This window comes from Microbacterium sp. UFMG61 (genome assembly GCF_015354505.1).
Lineage (GTDB): Bacteria > Actinomycetota > Actinomycetes > Actinomycetales > Microbacteriaceae > Microbacterium.
In genome coordinates this window covers 88957-105859 of the sequence record NZ_JACAFP010000002.1, presented here as the reverse complement: position 1 = coordinate 105859, position 16903 = coordinate 88957, and the positions used below count along the sequence as shown (strand labels likewise).

At 66.7% G+C, this 16903-nt stretch carries 20 protein-coding genes; 9 read left to right on the top strand and 11 right to left on the bottom strand.

Annotated features, from left to right (window positions below):
* Positions 1 to 58: 58 nt before the first annotated feature.
* Genes IXW21_RS02405 through pcaH form a run of 8 tightly spaced genes read right to left on the bottom strand, consistent with a single transcriptional unit; the run spans position 59 to position 6489 of the window.
* Entirely contained in the window at positions 59 to 1228 is a 1170-nt protein-coding gene (locus tag IXW21_RS02405; RefSeq protein WP_194762674.1) for a thiolase family protein, read from the bottom strand.
* A complete protein-coding gene (locus tag IXW21_RS02400) occupies positions 1225 to 1860 on the bottom strand; it encodes a 3-oxoacid CoA-transferase subunit B (protein WP_194762673.1) in 636 nt (211 codons plus the stop codon). Before IXW21_RS02400 ends, IXW21_RS02405 begins: the two co-directional genes overlap by 4 nt.
* Complete coding sequence (locus IXW21_RS02395) at positions 1857 to 2606, bottom strand: 3-oxoacid CoA-transferase subunit A (RefSeq protein ID WP_194762672.1); 750 nt, start codon at positions 2604 to 2606, stop codon at positions 1857 to 1859. The genes IXW21_RS02400 and IXW21_RS02395 overlap by 4 nt, the downstream gene beginning before the upstream one ends.
* Complete coding sequence (gene pcaC / locus IXW21_RS02390) at positions 2603 to 2995, bottom strand: 4-carboxymuconolactone decarboxylase (protein WP_194762671.1); 393 nt, start codon at positions 2993 to 2995, stop codon at positions 2603 to 2605. Before pcaC ends, IXW21_RS02395 begins: the two co-directional genes overlap by 4 nt.
* Complete coding sequence (locus tag IXW21_RS02385; RefSeq protein WP_194762670.1) at positions 2995 to 3765, bottom strand: alpha/beta fold hydrolase; 771 nt, start codon at positions 3763 to 3765, stop codon at positions 2995 to 2997. The genes pcaC and IXW21_RS02385 overlap by 1 nt, the downstream gene beginning before the upstream one ends.
* Positions 3765 to 5078 carry a lyase family protein gene (locus IXW21_RS02380; RefSeq protein ID WP_194762669.1) on the bottom strand — a complete coding sequence of 438 codons (1314 nt, stop codon included), beginning with the start codon at positions 5076 to 5078 and terminating at the stop codon, positions 3765 to 3767. Before IXW21_RS02380 ends, IXW21_RS02385 begins: the two co-directional genes overlap by 1 nt.
* A 30-nt stretch (positions 5079 to 5108) precedes the next feature.
* On the bottom strand, positions 5109 to 5669 hold the full coding sequence (pcaG, locus tag IXW21_RS02375; RefSeq protein ID WP_194762668.1) for a protocatechuate 3,4-dioxygenase subunit alpha: 561 nt from the start codon (positions 5667 to 5669) through the stop codon (positions 5109 to 5111).
* Between the two features lies 1 nt (position 5670).
* Positions 5671 to 6489 carry a protocatechuate 3,4-dioxygenase subunit beta gene (pcaH, locus tag IXW21_RS02370; protein ID WP_194762667.1) on the bottom strand — a complete coding sequence of 273 codons (819 nt, stop codon included), beginning with the start codon at positions 6487 to 6489 and terminating at the stop codon, positions 5671 to 5673.
* Between the two features lie 120 nt (positions 6490 to 6609).
* On the opposite strand from pcaH, the gene IXW21_RS02365 reads away from it, so the two are divergent.
* The 9 genes from IXW21_RS02365 (at position 6610) to IXW21_RS02330 (ending at position 13760) form a co-directional block, all read left to right on the top strand.
* Positions 6610 to 7362 (top strand): IclR family transcriptional regulator, encoded by a 753-nt coding sequence (locus tag IXW21_RS02365; RefSeq protein WP_194762666.1) that lies wholly within the window; start codon positions 6610 to 6612, stop codon positions 7360 to 7362.
* A 92-nt stretch (positions 7363 to 7454) separates the two neighbouring features.
* On the top strand, positions 7455 to 8636 hold the full coding sequence (locus IXW21_RS02360; RefSeq protein WP_194762908.1) for a 4-hydroxybenzoate 3-monooxygenase: 1182 nt from the start codon (positions 7455 to 7457) through the stop codon (positions 8634 to 8636).
* Between the two features lie 124 nt (positions 8637 to 8760).
* Positions 8761 to 8916: an NAD(P)-binding protein gene (locus IXW21_RS18175; RefSeq protein WP_228528093.1), complete on the top strand. Its 156-nt coding sequence runs from the start codon at positions 8761 to 8763 to the stop codon at positions 8914 to 8916.
* On the top strand, positions 8888 to 10018 hold the full coding sequence (locus tag IXW21_RS02355; RefSeq protein WP_323742156.1) for an FAD-dependent monooxygenase: 1131 nt from the start codon (positions 8888 to 8890) through the stop codon (positions 10016 to 10018). Before IXW21_RS18175 ends, IXW21_RS02355 begins: the two co-directional genes overlap by 29 nt.
* Positions 10015 to 10512: a MarR family winged helix-turn-helix transcriptional regulator gene (locus IXW21_RS02350; protein ID WP_194762665.1), complete on the top strand. Its 498-nt coding sequence runs from the start codon at positions 10015 to 10017 to the stop codon at positions 10510 to 10512. The genes IXW21_RS02355 and IXW21_RS02350 overlap by 4 nt, the downstream gene beginning before the upstream one ends.
* Entirely contained in the window at positions 10509 to 10982 is a 474-nt protein-coding gene (locus IXW21_RS02345) for a DUF3237 domain-containing protein (RefSeq protein WP_194762664.1), read from the top strand. The genes IXW21_RS02350 and IXW21_RS02345 overlap by 4 nt, the downstream gene beginning before the upstream one ends.
* A 278-nt stretch (positions 10983 to 11260) precedes the next feature.
* Positions 11261 to 12427 carry an IS481 family transposase gene (locus tag IXW21_RS02340; protein WP_194762663.1) on the top strand — a complete coding sequence of 389 codons (1167 nt, stop codon included), beginning with the start codon at positions 11261 to 11263 and terminating at the stop codon, positions 12425 to 12427.
* A 115-nt stretch (positions 12428 to 12542) separates the two neighbouring features.
* Entirely contained in the window at positions 12543 to 12830 is a 288-nt protein-coding gene (locus IXW21_RS02335) for an alpha/beta fold hydrolase (protein WP_194762662.1), read from the top strand.
* 75 nt (positions 12831 to 12905) lie between these two features.
* A complete protein-coding gene (locus IXW21_RS02330) occupies positions 12906 to 13760 on the top strand; it encodes a LysR family transcriptional regulator (RefSeq protein ID WP_194762661.1) in 855 nt (284 codons plus the stop codon).
* A 165-nt stretch (positions 13761 to 13925) separates the two neighbouring features.
* Here IXW21_RS02330 and IXW21_RS02325 read toward each other — a convergent pair whose 3' ends face one another.
* The 3 genes from IXW21_RS02325 to IXW21_RS02315 are packed head-to-tail and all read right to left on the bottom strand — an operon-like array spanning position 13926 to position 16617.
* On the bottom strand, positions 13926 to 14717 hold the full coding sequence (locus tag IXW21_RS02325; RefSeq protein ID WP_323742142.1) for an amino acid ABC transporter ATP-binding protein: 792 nt from the start codon (positions 14715 to 14717) through the stop codon (positions 13926 to 13928).
* The gene (locus IXW21_RS02320) at positions 14714 to 15691 is read right to left on the bottom strand and encodes an amino acid ABC transporter permease (RefSeq protein ID WP_194762660.1); all 978 of its coding nucleotides are present in this window, start codon (positions 15689 to 15691) and stop codon (positions 14714 to 14716) included. The genes IXW21_RS02325 and IXW21_RS02320 overlap by 4 nt, the downstream gene beginning before the upstream one ends.
* The gene (locus IXW21_RS02315) at positions 15688 to 16617 is read right to left on the bottom strand and encodes an ABC transporter substrate-binding protein (RefSeq protein WP_194762659.1); all 930 of its coding nucleotides are present in this window, start codon (positions 16615 to 16617) and stop codon (positions 15688 to 15690) included. Before IXW21_RS02315 ends, IXW21_RS02320 begins: the two co-directional genes overlap by 4 nt.
* Between the last annotated feature and the right edge of the window lie 286 nt (positions 16618 to 16903).

Here is a 16903-nt window from a genome sequence, read left to right as displayed (position 1 = left end):
GTCGGCCCCACCGTGCGTGGACCTGTCTTTCTTGTTTCTTACGGGCATGGTCAGTTGGTCATCTCTCCAAGACGAGCGCGAGCCCCTGTCCTACTCCGATGCAGAGCGCGACGACAGCCACCCCTCCACCTCTCCGGCGCAGTTCGTGAGCGGCTCGGGCGATGACCCGTCCACCTGATGCGCCGAGCGGATGCCCGATGGCGATCGCCCCGCCGTGCACGTTCAGGCGTTCAGGATCGAGGTCGGGCCACCCAGCGAGACACGCCAGAGACTGAGATGCGAACGCTTCGTTCAGCTCGACGAAGTCGACGTCAGCCCAGGAACGACCGGCGCGGGCAAGAGCGCGGTTCGCTGCCTGCACGGGAGCGACGCCGAACACCTCCGGATCATTGCCGAAGACCCCTCGTCCGGCGATGCGCGCGAGTGGCTCAGCGTCGATCGCACCCTCCGCTCCGAGCAACACGGCTGATGCGCCGTCACTGATCGGCGACGAGTTGCCCGCCGTGACAGTCCCGTGCTCGGCGAACAATGTACGCAGTCCGCCCAGCTTCTCGAGAGTCGTGTCGTCGCGGATCCCCTCATCCCGGGCGAGATCGACGCCAGCAACGGAGACGATCTCTCCGCCGAACACACCCTCGGCCCATGCCTGCGATGCCAGCCGATGGCTGCGCAGGGCGAAGGCATCCTGTTGCTCCCTCGTGATCCCGTAGATCGTCGCCAGCTTCTCGGCCGACTCGCCGTTCGAGATCGTCCACTTCTTCGACAGCGCGGGATTCGTCATCCGCCACCCGATCGCGGTGTTCCACATCGTCTGGTTGCCGACGGCGGGCCACGGCTTGGCAGACTTCTCGACCACGAAGGGCGCTCTGCTCATCGACTCGACACCGCCCGCGAGGATGATCTCGGCATCACCCACCTCGATCGCCCGAGAACCCTGGATCACGGCCTCGAGACTCGACCCGCAGAGGCGGTTCACCGTGGCGCCGGGCACGGAGGTCGGGAATCCGGCGAGCAGGGCCGCGAACCGGGCGACGTCACGGTTATCCTCCCCCGCCTGGTTCGCATCGCCCAACAGCACATCATCGATGTGCCCGGGGTCGACTCCCGTGCGCTCGACGATCGCACGGAGCGTCACGGCAGCCAGATCATCGGGACGGATGCCCGACAGCGCACCGCCTGCGCGACCGAAGGGCGTCCGAACGGCATCGTAGATGAACGCTGCGGTCATGAGAGCTCCAGTCCGGTCAGAGTGCGCAGCGTCTCGACGGTGTTGTCGCCGAAGGCCTGCCGCACGACGAAGCGAGCGTCGACGACGTCGAAGACAGCGTGGTCGGTGTAGACCCGGGTCACGCATCCGACACCGGTGAGCGGATAGCTGCACTCGGCGACGAGCTTCGATGAGCCGTCCTTCGCGAGCAGGTCCGTCATGACGAACACCTGCTTCGCACCTATCGCCAGGTCCATCGCGCCACCCACCGCCGGGATCGCGCCGGGCGCCCCCGTCGACCAGTTGGCGAGGTCGCCGTTCTGCGCGACCTGGAAGGCGCCGAGCACACAGACGTCGAGGTGGCCGCCGCGCATCATCGCGAACGAGTCGGCGTGATGGAAGTACGCGGCCCCGGGCAGCGCGGTGACAGGCTGCTTGCCCGCGTTTATCAGGTCGGGGTCGATCCGGTCCGGCTCGGGCGCGGGCCCCATCCCGAGCAGACCGTTCTCGGTGTGCAGGATGATCTCGAGGTCGGCGGGCAGGAAGTTCGCGACGAGGGTCGGTGCGCCGATGCCGAGGTTGACCACGGCGCCCTCGGGAATGTCGGACGCGATGCGTGCGGCGAGCGCGGCGCGGGTGATACGAGTGGTCATCGCGCGACCTCCTCGACAGCATCCAGCGGCCGTCCCTCGATGTCGACTCCGCCGATGAACCCGTCTTCGTCGAGCCAGGCGCGCCGGCCGACCGCGACCACGCGGTCGACGAACAGCCCAGGAGTGACGACGGTCTCCGGATCGATCGACCCGAGCGGCACGATCTCGTCGACCTGCACGATGGTGGTCGCCGCAGCAGACGCCATGACGGGACCGAAGTTCCTGGCGGTCTCGCGATAGACGAGGTTGCCCCATCGATCGGCCGTGCGAGCGCTGATCAGCGCCACATCCGCCGCGATCGGGTACTCGAGCACGTATCTCCGCCCGTCGATCGTGCGCTCCTCCTTGCCCGCGGCGAGTTCGGTGCCGACCCCCGTAGGTGAGAAGAAGGCACCGATGCCGGCACCCGCAGCCCTGATCCGCTCGGCGAGATTGCCCTGGGGCACGATCTCGAGCTCGATCTCGCCCGCTCGGTACAGGCCGTCAAACACCCACGAGTCGTGCTGCCGCGGAAACGAGCACATGATCTTGCGCACGCGGCGCTCCGCGAGCAGGGCGGCGAGCCCCGTGTCCCCGTTCCCGGCGTTGTTGGCGACAATCGTCAGGTCGCCGGCGCCCTGGGCGATCAGAGCATCGATGAGCTCGACCGGCTGCCCCGCGCGCCCGAATCCGCCGATCATCACTGTCGCACCGTCGCGGATCCCCGCGACGGCTGTGGCGGCATCCGGCACGGTCTTGTCGATCACGATGCGCCATCCGCGAAGAAGACCTCGCCGGCGATGCGGAACGCGGTGTTCGCCGCGGGCACCCCCGAGTAGACCGCGGACTGCAGGATGACCTCGCGGATCTCGTCGACGGTCAGCCCGTTGCGCAGAGCCGCGCGCAGATGCATCGCGAGCTCCTCGTGGTGACCATGTGCGATGAGCGATGAGAGCACGGCGATCGACCGCGAGCGTCGATCCAAGCCGGGGCGCGACCAGACCTCTCCCCACGCGACGCGGGTGATGAAGTCCTGAAAGTCGGCGTTCAGGTCGGTGGTCGCGGCGATCGCGCGGTCGACGTGCGCATCCGAGAGCACCTCGCGGCGCACCGCGAACCCCTGTGCGCGACGTTCGTCATCGGTGAGACCGGCCATCACCGGCTCCTCTCATTCAAGAAGTGATCGAGCAGGGCCGAGACCTCGGCGGGGGCGTCGACCGGCGCGAGGTGGGATGCCTCGGGTATCCGCGCCGAGCGTCCGTCGCGCACGCCGTCGGCGATCTCCGCCGCGGAGCTCTCCGGTGTCACCTGATCGTGCTCACCCCAGACCGCGAGCACCGGAGCACCGATCTCTCGCAGGCGCGCGCGCACGTCGTACTCGGCGAGCGCCTCGCAGCATCGTGCGTAGCTCTCGTCATCCGCATCCTGCAGCGCATGCAGAAGTCGCCCCGTCAGATCCGGATGCCGCGCGATCGAGCCCGGTGCGAACCATCGCTGCGCGGATCCGATGATCAGCGCCGAGGTGGACTCCGCCCGCACCGTCGCGGCGCGCTCGTGCCAGCCCGAGGGCTCACCGATCGATGCACCGGAACAGAGGATCGCCGATCGCTCCACGAGAGCAGGATGCCGCAGCAGCAGTTCGAGGCCGACCGCTCCTCCGAGAGAGACGCCGGCGTAGCAGATGCTGCCGGAACCGGCGTCCCTGGCCGCAACGGCTACAGCGTCAGCGAGGTCGCCCACCGAGAACGACTCGACCGCCGGGGACGAGGACCCGTGCCCGGGCAGATCCCACGCGATGACGCGGTGCGTCGCGGTGAGCGCGGGTGCGACCGACTCCCAGAGGATCGTCGACGTGCCGAGCGACGGGCCGAGAACGAGCAGCGGTGCGTCTGGGGGACCCACGGGGTCGGTGAACGAGAGATCCATCAACGCTCCCCGGGGAATTCCGAGGCAGGGTCCCTGCCGACATATCGTGCCGGATCGAGCAGGGCGTCGACATCGAGGTCGTTCGCCTCCGGAAGCGCGCGGATCAGGCTGCGCAGGTCCTGCCCACTGCGGGCTGCGGACTGGACGTCGTCGAACCGTGCTCGACCGATCAGTGGCTCGAGGACGATCGCCAGACGCTCCGTGATGACGAGCCCTCCGGTGAGATCCAGATTGCGGGTACCGGCCGCGACATCGATGCGCAGTCCCTCCACCAGCGAGCCCGCATGGGCAGACGCGCCCAGGGCGAGCCGGAGCATCTCCCGGAGGGTCGGCCACTCGGCGTGCCAGGCCCCATCGGGGCGCTCGTCTGCGGCCTGGGCCGCAGCGAGGTGCAGGGTCGCGGCGAGCTGCGGGGCGCGCAGCGATGCCGAGCGGATGAGCGTCGATTCGACCGGATTGCTCTTGTGTGGCATCGCCGACGACCCACCGCCAGCCCCCTCGGCCATCTCGCCGATCTCCGTGCGGGACAAGGTCGCGACGTCCGTCGCGACCTTCCCCAGCGCGTCGAGGGTCTGCACGAGCGCGTCACCCATCTCGGTGATCGGCCACCGGCTGACCTGCCACGAGCCCTCCGGCTCCTCGAGACCGGCATGCCTGGCGAACGATGCGGCGAGCGCCTGCGCTCCGGCGACCGAACCGGTGATCTGCACGAACGATGCCCGCGTACCCGCGGCCCCGGCGAGCTGCGCCGGGAACTCGAGCAGCGCGAGCCGGGAGACGGCCCGCTCGACGCCTCGGGTCCAGGTGTGCACACGCGTCCCGACGGTGGTCGGCACCGCGTGCTGAGTCAGGGTGCGGGCAACGACCACGTCTGCACCGTGTGTCTCCTCGAGCCTCGCGAGCCCGGCGAGGACTCGGTCGAGCAACGCCCTCAGGCGCCCGACCGCTGACACCGCCACGATCATCAGAGCGGTGTCGACAATGTCCTGGCTGGTCGCGCCCCGATGGATCCAGAGACGAAGGTGCTCGGGTACCCGATCTCGCAGCACGGCGACGAGCGGAATCACGGGATTCCCGCTGGATACCGACGCCGCTGCCAGTGATGCCCCGTCAATCGGACCACCGACCGGCTCCTTTCCGAGCGCGACGGCAAGTACCGCGTGGTCGCCATCCGTCAGCATCCCCGTCTCGCGATACGCCGTGACGAGCGCCAGCTCAGCGCGCACCAGAGCGTCGACCACTGCGTCATCGCGGACCGCGTCATCGAACCCGGTCGCGACCGGCGACAGCAGACCGTCGTCGAATGCGGTCATGGTCTCCCCCACGTGGTCACGCAGCACGCGTCAGTAGACAAGGAACACCGTCTCCCTCTCGCCCTGCAGCCGGATGTCGTGCTGAAGCCATCCGTCAGCGGTGCGCGTCGCGACGAGTGTCGCGCGCTCCTCGGATGAGAGCGAGGCGAGCAGAGGATCCGCATCGAGCTCGGCAGTGTTCTCCGGAAGGTAGATCCGCGTGTGCAGCTTGTCGGGCAGCCCTCGGGCGTAGACGATCGCGGCGAAGAACGGCGCTCGCGTGCCGGAGGTTCCGGGGTTGCGGGTCCAGAACTCGTAGCGCCCTTCGTCGTTCGTGAACGCGCGGCCGAACCCGGTGAAGGTGTGGTCGTCGCGCCGGAACGCCCCGCGATCGCGGGGCACGGATCCGTCGGCATCCGCACCGAAGATCTCGATGAACGCATCGGGGATCGGATCACCCGCACCGTCGCGCACGGTGCCGGCGAGCAGGATCGCGCCGGGCGAGTGCGGGAAGGCGACCTCGTGCATCTTCGGGTACTCCACGCCGTAGGCGAAGAACGGCCCGACCGTCTGGCCGGGGGTGGCACGGTGGGTCTTGGCGGGTGCCGCCATGTCAGTCCTCCTCCTGCTCGAACCAGGTGGCATCGGGTCCGTCGACGACGATGTCGAAGCGGTAGCCCGTCGACCACTCGGGCGAGGTCAGATCGTGGTCGTAGACGCCGATGAGGGCATCCCGGTCCTTCTGCCGCCAGATGGTGTTGTAGATCGGGTCGAGGGCGAAGAGCGGATCGCCGGGGAAGTACATCTGCGTGACCAGCCGCTGCGTGAACGACGAGCCGAACACCGAGAAGTGGATGTGCGCGGGGCGCCAGGCGTTCACATGGTTCTTCCACGGGTACGGCCCCGGCTTGACGGTGGTGAAGAGGTACTCGCCGGCATCGTTCGTGATCGCGCGTCCCGCCCCGGTGAAGTTCGGGTCGAGCGGCGCCGGGTGCTGGTCGCGCTGGTGGATGTAGCGTCCCGACGAGTTCGCCTGCCACAGTTCGATGAGCTGGTTCGCGATCGGCCTCCCCCACGAGTCGAGCAGTCGTCCGCGCACTGTCATGCGCTCGCCCAGCGGCTCACCCGCGTGCTGGATCGTCAGGTCGGACTCGATCGCGGCGACGTCGCGCTGACCGAACGCCGGAGAAAGGAGCTCGATCGTCTCGGGGTCGACCAGCCGGGGATTCTTCGTCGGATGCCGCAGGATGCTCGATCGGTACGGAGCGAAGTCGTGCATGGTCGCGGGCAGCGCTTCACCTGCGGCCTCGCGACGCCCGAGAGAGGCATGCAGGTCGACGATCTCGGTCGTGATCTCGGCCTGCGCCACCTGATCGGGCGATGCGAGCAGCGACTCGGGAGCGGCGGCCATCGTTCCGGATGAGACGGGCATGGGGTGTCTCCTTCGACACGGACGGACGGCGTTCACAGCATCCTCATCTCCTTCCATACCAAAAGGGGACAGAATCCCAATCAATGAGATACGAAGCAGCGACCGTGCCATGATCGATGCATGGCCAACTCCCCCTCGGGCGACTCCGTCACCGAACGCCTCATCCGAGTACTCGAGACGTTCACTCCGTCGCGCACCGTGCAGAGCGCCGCAGAGATCGGCCGCCGAGCTGGACTGCCCGCGTCTTCGGCCCATCGAATCGTGGGCGAGCTCGTCGACGCAGGCATGCTGGAACGCGATGATGACCGACGTATCCGCATCGGGATGCGCCTGTGGGAGCTCGCAACCCGGTCGTCGCATGCGCTACGGCTCCGCGAGGCGGCGCTTCCCTTCATGGAGCGCGTGCAGGCGCGCGTGCGTGAACACACACAGCTCGCGATCCTCGAGCAGGACGAGGCCCTGTTCCTCGAGCGCCTCAGCAGTCCGGATTCCGGATCGAACGTCACCAGAGTGGCTGGGCGGCTCCCACTGCACGCGTCGTCATCGGGGCTGATCCTGCTCGCCTATGCCGACCACGCATTGCAGGAACGCATCCTCGCCGGCCCCCTCACCGCCGTGTCGCGCGAGACCATCACGGACCCCGGAGAGCTGCGACGAAAACTCGCCGAGGTGAGAGCCGCCGGCCACGCGTCAGCCCCCGGCTATATCGAGGCGGTATCGACGGGCGTCGCCGTGCCCGTGCACGACGAGACCGGCGCGGTCGCGGCCGCACTGTCGGTCGTCCTTCGCCGAGAGGATCCGATCGATCCTGCGTTGCACGAGCTGCTCGCCGCAGCGCGCAGTATTGAGCGCGCGCTCGGCGGGCGCCACTGACACCGACTCTCATTGAACGGTAATGCTTCCTCGACAGGGACATACCGACCTGCACAATGGCTGGCGACACACACGTCGAAGGAGACGCCATGATCACCACCGTCCGCACTCGCGTCGCCATCGTCGGCGCCGGCCCCGCCGGCCTCCTTCTCTCGCACCTGCTGGCGGATGCCGGCATCGAGTCCGTCGTGGTCGACAGACGCAGCCGCGACGAGATCGAGTCGACGATCCGTGCCGGGATCCTCGAACAGGAGACCGTCCGTACACTCAGCGAGACCGGGGCGAGCGACCGGGTGCTCACGGTGGGCAATCGGCACGACGGCATCGAGCTGCACTTCGAGGGCGAGGGCCACCGCATCGACTTCTCCTCACTCACCGGCCGCAGCGTCTGGCTGTACCCGCAGCACGAGGCACTGAAAGACCTGATCGCCGCCCGACTCGCCGCAGGGCAGGATCTGCGATTCGAGACCGAGGTCACCGGTATCGGCGACGTCGAGACCGATCGTCCTTGGATTACGGCGACCGCAGGAGATGGCTCGGAGCTGCGGATCGAGGCGGAGTTCGTCGTGGGCGCCGACGGGTCGCGCAGTGGTGTGCGACCCGCAGTCACTGGATCATCCTCCGGTGGATATTTTCGCGAGTATCCGTTCGCATGGTTCGGCATCCTCTGCGAGGCATCGCCGAGCTCGCACGAGCTGATTTACAGCAACTCGCCCCATGGGTTCGCCCTGATCAGCCAGCGCAGCGCGACCGTGCAACGCATGTACTTCCAGTGCGACCCCGAGGCCGACCCGAGCGTTCTCTCCGAGGCCGAGATCTGGGACACCCTGCAGGCGCGCGTCCCTGGTACGACTCTGATCGAGGGCCCGATCTTCCAGCGTGATGTCCTGCGATTCCGCAGCTTCGTCGCGCACGAGCTGCGCCACGGCCGCGCGGTACTCGTCGGCGACGCCGCGCACACCGTGCCCCCGACCGGAGCCAAGGGCATGAATCTCGCAGTAGCCGATGTCGTGCTGCTCGATCGCGCCCTTCGGGCACTGCTACTCGAGAACGACACGCGTCTCATCGACACATTCGCCCAGACCGCCCTGAAGCGCATCTGGAAGGCTCAGCACTTCTCCTGGTGGATGACGAGCATGCTGCACACCGCAGCGGATGCATCCGCTTTCGATCGGCGTCGCCAGGTCGGTGAGCTGCGGTCAGTGGTCGAGTCCGAGGCCGGACAGACGTTCCTCGCCGAGGCGTATACGGGGTGGCCGCACACGGCTCAGTAATGAGCATCCTCGCTGCTGCGGCGGCGCACAGCACGGCGCGTGGGCGACATCGACTTGTCTTCTGAGTAATTTTGTTGCAAAGCTATGTGCGGGACGGGGATGAGCCGTCTACAGGGAGCGATCAATGAAGATCATCATCGTCGGCGCAGGCATCGGCGGACTCGCCGCAGCGATCAGCCTGCACGAGGCCGGACTGCACGACATCACCGTCTACGAGCGCAGCACCGCGATCCGCGGGCTCGGCGTGCGGCATCAACCTGCTGCCGCACGCACTGCGTGAGCTGACCGAGCTCGGCATCGCCGACACCATCGCCGAGCTGGGTGTCGAACCGCGCGCACTGGCGTACTACAACCGCTTCGGGCAGCCGATCTGGCATGAGCCGCGCGGCCTCGATGCCGGCTACCGCTGGCCGCAGCTCTCGGTGCACCGCGGTCGTCTGCAGCTCGCTCTGCGCGACCTCGCCGAGGCGCGTCTCGCCGAGCCCATCCGCCTCGATCACCGCCTGGTCGGCGTCACCACCCACGACGACGGCACCGAGACGGCGACCTTCGAGACATCCGCCGGCACGGTCGAGGCGACAACCGACGTGATCATCGGCGCCGATGGCATCCACTCCGCGCTGCGCGCGTTGCGGTACCCGACCGAGGGCGCACCGCCATGGGGAGGTCTCACGCTGTGGCGCGGAGTGACGCGCATCCCCGCGTTCCTCGACGGCCGCACCATGATCATGGCGGGTGACGCCGACCAGAAGTTCGTCGCCTACCCCCTCGCACCGGTCGACGCCGACGAGCGGATGGTGGTCAACTTCATCGCCGAACGCCGCGTGGAGGTCACAGGCGACGCCGACTGGAACCGGGCGATCGATCCCGCCCCGATCGCCGAGCTGTTCCGCGAGTGGAGCTTCGACTGGCTCGACGTGCCGACGGCGATCGCCACGGCCGACGAGATCCTCGAATACCCCATGGTCGACCGCGACGCCCTGCCGCAGTGGACGTTCGGGCGCACGACACTGCTCGGCGACGCCGCGCACGCGATGTACCCGAACGGATCGAACGGCGGATCCCAGGCGATCCTCGACGCCCGCACCCTCGCCTTCCACCTCGCGACCTCCGAGAGCATCGATGAGGCGCTCGCCGCCTATGAGCGGGCCCGCCGCCCGGCGATGACCGCGCTGCTCGCGGGCACGCGGGCCACGGGTCCCGAGCGCGTGATGCAGCTGGCTCGGGAGCGCGCGCCCCAGGGCTTCGCCGACATCGACGACGTGATCCCCCACGCGGAGCGCCAGCGGATCGCCGCTGACTACAAGACCGCGGCAGGCTTCCTCCCGGAGATCCTCAACGAGCGCGCCTCGCTCACGCCCCCGTCGGCGGTCGCCCGATGAACGAGTTCGATGCCACCAGGCTCGCCGCGGTCATCTCGCCCCTGCGACGCGCGCTGCTCGCAGCTACGCGTGCCCAAGCGCGGCTGCCCGAGCTGTCGGATGCGCAGATCGACGTGATCCGTGCGCTGCCGCGCGGCACCTCGCGGGGTCCGGCCGAGATCGCCGCCCGACTGCGGCTGAGCCGATCGACCGTGAGTAACCTGCTGGGCGCGATGGAGGGCGACGGGCTTGTCGAACGCTCCCCCGCCCCCTCCGATGGGCGCCGGGTCGTGGTGAGGGCGTCGGCGACGGCACTCGACCTGTTCGACCGGTTCGACTCCGCGAACTCCGCTCGCGTCGCTAAGGCGTCGGCGCAGCTCGACGATGACGAACGGGCAGTACTCACTGCGGCCATTCCTGTACTGGAACGTCTCAGCGACGTGCTCGGCGGCGGCACCGCCGAGTCGCTCTATGCCCTGGCCACACCGACCGACGACCCCGAGGAGACCCGATGACCTCGCACGATGCCCTGCCCCTGCCCACCCTCGAGTTCGCCTTCGACGTCACCGTCGATCTCGCGCCACTCGAGGACCACGGCGGCACGAGCGTCGGCCACCGTCGCGTCGTCCCCATCCTCGGCGGACGCGTCACCGGCGCCGTCGACGCCGAGGTCCTTGCCGGCGGCGCCGACTGGCAGATCGTGCGTCCAGACGGCACGATCGAGATCGACGGACGCTACTCGGTACGAACAAGTGACGGGGACCTACTGCTGCTGCACGCGAGGGGGCTCCGCACTGGCACTCCTGACGTGCTCGAGCAACTAGGCCGCGGTAACGACGTCGACCCCAGCTCGTACTACTTCCGCACCACCGTTCAGATCGAGACAGCGGCGCCGGTGCTCGCGCACCTGCAGCGCGCTCTCTTCGTCTCAGCCGCCCAGCGGCAGGCGGATTCGGTGCGCTATCGCGCCTACCGAGTTGGCTGAGGATGGCGGTCACCGTTCCACACGACGCAGGCGCTTCGCTTACGCAAGTCCGCTACTGAGCTGACCCCTAGTAGGCGTAGAACTCGTTACCGGTGCGTTACCGCTGGCATCGCCTCATACATGACGAAGGCCCCGCATCCCTGCGTTTCCGCGGGAATCGGGGCCTTCATGGTGGCGGTGACGGTGGTGTCTGGTTTCAGGACATCGTGAACGGCCGTCTCGGGACATCGTGAACGCCGCATCTGGTGGCGCGGGGATGTCTCGGGACATTGTGAACGGTGGCCAAGTACGAGATCCTGATCAAAGCCGTGACGGTGCAACACCTCTCCTACGGTGAGGTCGCGGCCCGTTTCGGCGTCTCGAAGACGCTGGTCCACAAACTCCATCACCGATGGCTCCTCGAGGGCGATGCCGCGTTCGAGCCCCGATCGCGATGCCCCCACTCCTCACCGACACGAACACCTACCCCGGTTCGTGAACGCGTCCTCGCGTTGCGGGACGAGCTCACCGCCCAGGGTCTCGACGCCGGCGCAGACACGATCAGCGAGCACCTCCACCGAGAACACCTCACCCTGTCCCGGGCGACGATATGGCGAATCCTCACCGCCGCCGGGAAAGTCACCCGTCAACCACAAAAGCGTCCTCGCTCGTCCTGGCACCGCTTCACCGCCGACCGCCCCAACGAGCTCTGGCAATCCGACTTCACCCACGTCACCCTCACCACCGGCACGGACATCGAAGTGATCGGCTGGATCGATGACCACTCCCGCTACCTGCTCCACCTCACCGCCCACCCCCGCGTCACCGGACGAGTCGTGACCGACACCTTCACCACCACCGCCCGCCAGCACGGCTACCCCGCCGCCACACTCACCGACAACGGCATGGTCTACACCACCCGCCTCGCCCGCGGCGGGCGCGGGCGAGGCGACGGAGCCGGGAACGCATTCGAGACCCTCCTCGCCACCCGGGGCATCACCCAGAAGAACGGCAAACCCTTCAAACCCACCACCCAAGGCAAGATCGAACGATTCTGGCAGACGCTGAAGACCCACCTCGCCGCACACCCCGCCGGCACCCTCCCGGAACTGCAACACACCCTCGACACGTTCCGCGACTACTACAACACCATCCGCCCTCACCGCGCTCTCGGGCGGAAAACCCCCGCATTCGCCTACACGCTCATCCCGAAAGCCACACCCACACAACCCGAGGACCCGAACATCTGGCGCGTCCGCTACGACACCATCGACAACGACGGCAAGATCACCCTCCGCCACCACGGCAGACTCCTCCACCTCGGCATCGGACGCGCCCACACCCGCACCGAGATCATCTGCCTCGTCCACAACGACGACGCCACCATCATCACCCTCGACACCGGCGAACTCCTCGCCGAATACACCCTCAACCCCACCAAGAACTACCAACGCAAAAACGGCTGAACCCCCGGATACCGGGGGTTCAGCCGTTCGTGATGTCCTGAGACATCACATCGATGATTTCCGCGCCAGGGTCGCTGCATCACGCTTCACCGGCAGCGCGCTGTACGCCGCCGGCTTGCCCGCAAAGGTGCAGCCGGAGGTGGTGCGCCCCATCTTCCAGTCGATGGTCGACCTCTCCGACAACGCGCCGCTGCTCGACCAGTTTCTCGCTCTGCCTTTCCCGAGGATGCTGATGTTCGGCCACCAGAATGCCGGACTCAGCTACCTGGACCGGCTCGCAGAAGGCGGCGTCGAACTGGCGGAGGTCCCGCACAGCGGACACTTTCCGATGTACTCCAACCCGCCGGCGATGTGGGAATTCATCAGTGACTTTGTGCGTCGTGTCGACCGCCGGATACCCTGAACGTATCGGAACGGCCACCAACGGGAGGGTTTTCGTCTCATCTTCGACCTTCGATCCGCCCGCTACTTCATCGCCGTGGCCGAAGAGCTCCACTTCGGACACGCTGCCGAACGGCTTCACATGTCGCAGCCTCCGCTGTCTCAAGCGATCAAGCAGTTGGAGCGTGACGTGGGAACGACGCTGCTCGAGCGCAGTAACCGAAGAGTCTCCCTCACGCCCGCCGGTGAGGCGTTCCTGACTGCCTGCCGTCGGCTTGTGGAGCACGCCCAAGAAGTGGCGGACATCCCGCGTGTGGTCGCACAGGGCTTCTCCTCGCAGCTCAGCATCGGGGCGGTGGCCTCCGCTCTGCGGTGGCCTCTGCCGCAGGCGATCGCCTTGCTCCGACAGAGTGCTCCGGGCCTGACGATCAGGATTCACGAGATCGACACCGACGAGGTGATCCGCGCACTCAACGACGGCAAGCTCGATGTCGCCGTCGCCCGCCTCGCTGCCTCCCGTGCAGGCATCCGCACCCGTGTCATACTCCGCGAGGAGTTCGTACTCATCACACCGTCCACGCACCCCTCGGTCGGCGAGAGCTCGCCCATCGACCTCGCCTCACTCTCCGACGAGCAGTGGGTAGGCATCTCTCGAGATGTCTCCCCCGACTATCACGATGAGATGGCTGCGGCTTTTCGCGCCGCGGGATTCAGCCCTCGAATGCACCACATCGCGAGATCGATCGCTTCGCAAGTCGCGATGGTCGCCGCCGGCGCCGGCATCTCCATCGTTCCTCGCAGCGCTTCGCGAGAGCTCCCGACGAGCGTGTCCACACGTGCAACGACGAGCGCGACCCAGACAGTGACTCTCGCCGTCTCGACGCGTGAGGACGCGAATCACTATGAGCGACTCCTCCAGGGGTGCATCGAGAGCGTCACCGGCGCCGTCTAGGTCACCTCGCTGACCGTCACACTTGTCTCAGAAGCCGAGCATCTCCGACTCCGCAGGCTCCTTCGCTATGAGAAGTTCGAAAGTGGTCGAGCGATGCGACCTGCTCTCGACCGGCGCCGTTGTTGGCGAGCGATCTGTCGATCTTGGCAAGCCCGAGGACAGACGTCACATCACGCTCTGCAGGAAGCTGCGCGTGCGTTGGCGTTGAGGGTTGTCGATCACGTCTGACGGCGGACCGGCCTCGACGACGACTCCGCCGTCCATGAAGACGACCTGATCGGCGACGCTCCGCGCGAATCCGATCTCATGCGTGACGACGATCATCGTCATGCCGTCGCGGGCGAGTTCCTTCATCACGTCGAGCACGTCTCCGACCAGTTCGGGGTCCAACGCGGAGGTCGGCTCATCGAACAGCATCACTCGCGGCTCCATGGCGAGAGCTCGAGCGATTGCGATGCGTTGTTGCTGCCCACCCGAGAGCTGGGCGGGGTAGTGATCGGCGAAATCGACGAGACCCACTCGATCGAGCAGGCCCCTGGCGCGATCTCGGGCCGCTGCCCGCGAGCGTCCGACCACCCCGACCGGTGCCTCGACGATGTTCTCGAGCGCGGTCATGTGCGGAAACAGATTGAACTGCTGGAAGACCATGCCGATCCCGCGCCTCTGCCTTGCGATCTGGCGCGCAGTCATCTCGTGGATCTTGTCACCCGCCTGTCGATAGCCGATCAGATCGCCGTCGACGACGATCCGACCCCCGTCGATGGTCTCGAGATGATTCACGCAGCGCAGCAGAGTCGACTTGCCCGACCCCGATGGCCCCAGGAGAACCGTGACGGTTCCCGCTTGCACTTCGAGCGACACATCGCGGAGCACCTGGTGCACGCCGAAGCTCTTGCGTACCCGACGAACCTGTACCAGCGCATCGGCCGGGACAGTCGGGTTCTCAACGGCGCTCATTCGGCGACCACCCTTGTGGCCTGCGTCGCCGGGGCCGGCTCGGCGATGTGACTGCGACGGTCCAGCCTCGACTGAAGCCACTGGAGAGGCGTAGGAGGTAGCACGTGGCTCGATCCTCGGCCGTATCGTCGCTCGAGGTAGTACTGCGGAATCGACAGCACAGTCGTGAGGAAGAGGTACCAGATGCTCGCGACGATGAGCATCTCCACCTGCTTGAGGTTCTGCGCCGAGATCATGGTCGCGGCCGTATAGACCTCGGGCACCGCGATCACCATCAGCAGTGAAGTGTTCTTCAACATGGAGATGGTCTCGTTACCCATGGGCGGGATGATCACGCGCATGGCCTGGGGCAACAACACACGTCTGAATGTGTATACGGGCGACATCCCGAGAGAATAGGCCGCTTCTCGCTGACCCCCGCTGACGGAGATCATCCCCGCGCGCACGATCTCCGAGGAGTAGGCCGCCTGGTTCAGCGTGAGTGCGAGAGTGCCCGCCACGAACGCGTTGATCAGGTCGTTCGTGTCCACCTGCCAGATGACGATGTCCGTCAAGGGGACTCCGAGCGTGAGCTTCTCATAGAGCAAGCCGAGGTAGCCCCAGAGCACGATCTGCACGATCTGCGGTGTGCCGCGGAAAATCCACACGTAGAACCACGCCACGCTCGAGAGAACCGGGTTCCTCGACAGTCGCATCGCCGCCACGAGCACCGCGAGGACGGTCGACACGACCATCGAGATGATCGTGATGAGCACTGTCAGGCCGACGCCCACCAGAATCCGCGGATCACCGACGAACCTGCCTACTGTGACGAGGTCGAGGTTCGGGTTGGTGACGACGGACCACAGGAGGCCCAGCAGAGTCAGCGCCACCACCAGAGCGCCGATCCAGCGAAGAGGATGCCGGAGCGGGACGGCGTCGACGTCGCCGGTGTCGGTGCGCAGCGAGTCCTCAGCCGACACGATGACGGTCATTGGCTCTTCCCACCCAGATTCGTCTCGGCCGAATCGACCGCGTATGCGCTCATACGGTTGCGATCGAGGACCTGCTGATACGTTCCCTCGTCCATGAGCGCCTGCAACGCCTTCTGCACCGCGTCGATCAGTTGCGTGTCCTCTTTCAGAACTCCTATCCCGCTGTAGACGGGGTTGAAGCCGGCAGGGTTCTTCGGGTCACGCACGATCTCGTACGTGTTGCCGTCGTCCGTCGTCGCAGCGACGTACTCGGCCACGAGGGCATCGGATGAGTAGGCATCGCTCTTCCCTGCCCTCAGCGCCGTCAGGGCGTCGGGGTCGGTAGGCAGCTCCATCACATCGATCGGATCACCGGGGCATTCAGTCGCTCGCAGCAGCTCTCCTTGGACGGTGGACTTCTGCACGGACACTGTCTTGCCACACAGATCGGTGAGGGTCTCGATGTTCGTCGGATTGCCGGATCGGACGAGAATCGCGAATCCGCCCAGGGAGTAGTCGACGAAGGTGATCGTCTTCTCTCTCTCCGGCGTATCGTTCATGCCGCTCATGATGATGTCGTGTTTGTTGGCTTGGAGCGAGGGGATCACGGAGTCGAACGGCTGCTTCGAGATCACGACGTCGATGCCGAGCTTCTGCGCGAGGAGCCGGCCGAGTTCCGGGTCGAACCCGACCTCCCGGCCGTTGTCGTCGTAGGAGGCGAACGGCGGATAGGGGATGTCGACGGCGATCCCGATGAAGCCCTTCTCCCGGATGTCTTCCGGCAGCAGCTTCGTGAGCGATGGATCGGGCGTTGTCTCGATCTCCTCACCCTGCGGGAGATTCGGTTCGCCCACGTCACCCCCGTCCGAGCCGCTCGTGCACCCCGAGAGGGCGATGCTGACGATCGCGAGGACACCGATCAACGCGCCATTGAGCGTCTTGTGCATGGATTCTTCCTTCTTCGTCGATGGGATCCAGACGTGCGGGTTCAGGTGAGTGGGACGGGTTCATGTCTTCGGCCGCGATCTCAACTGATTGTCAGAGCGTAGGCGCCGGGCACGGCCCCCGTTTCGTGCATTCGACACAAAGCACGAAGGCGGATTGGGAATCTTTCACCATCGGGAGCCAGTCGCCACTCGTCGTCGAATATTCCCAAACTCCATCCGACCGTTCGTGAGATCAGACATTCATAACCGGCACGCGGATCCTCACACTGAGAGTCACGTCCCCACC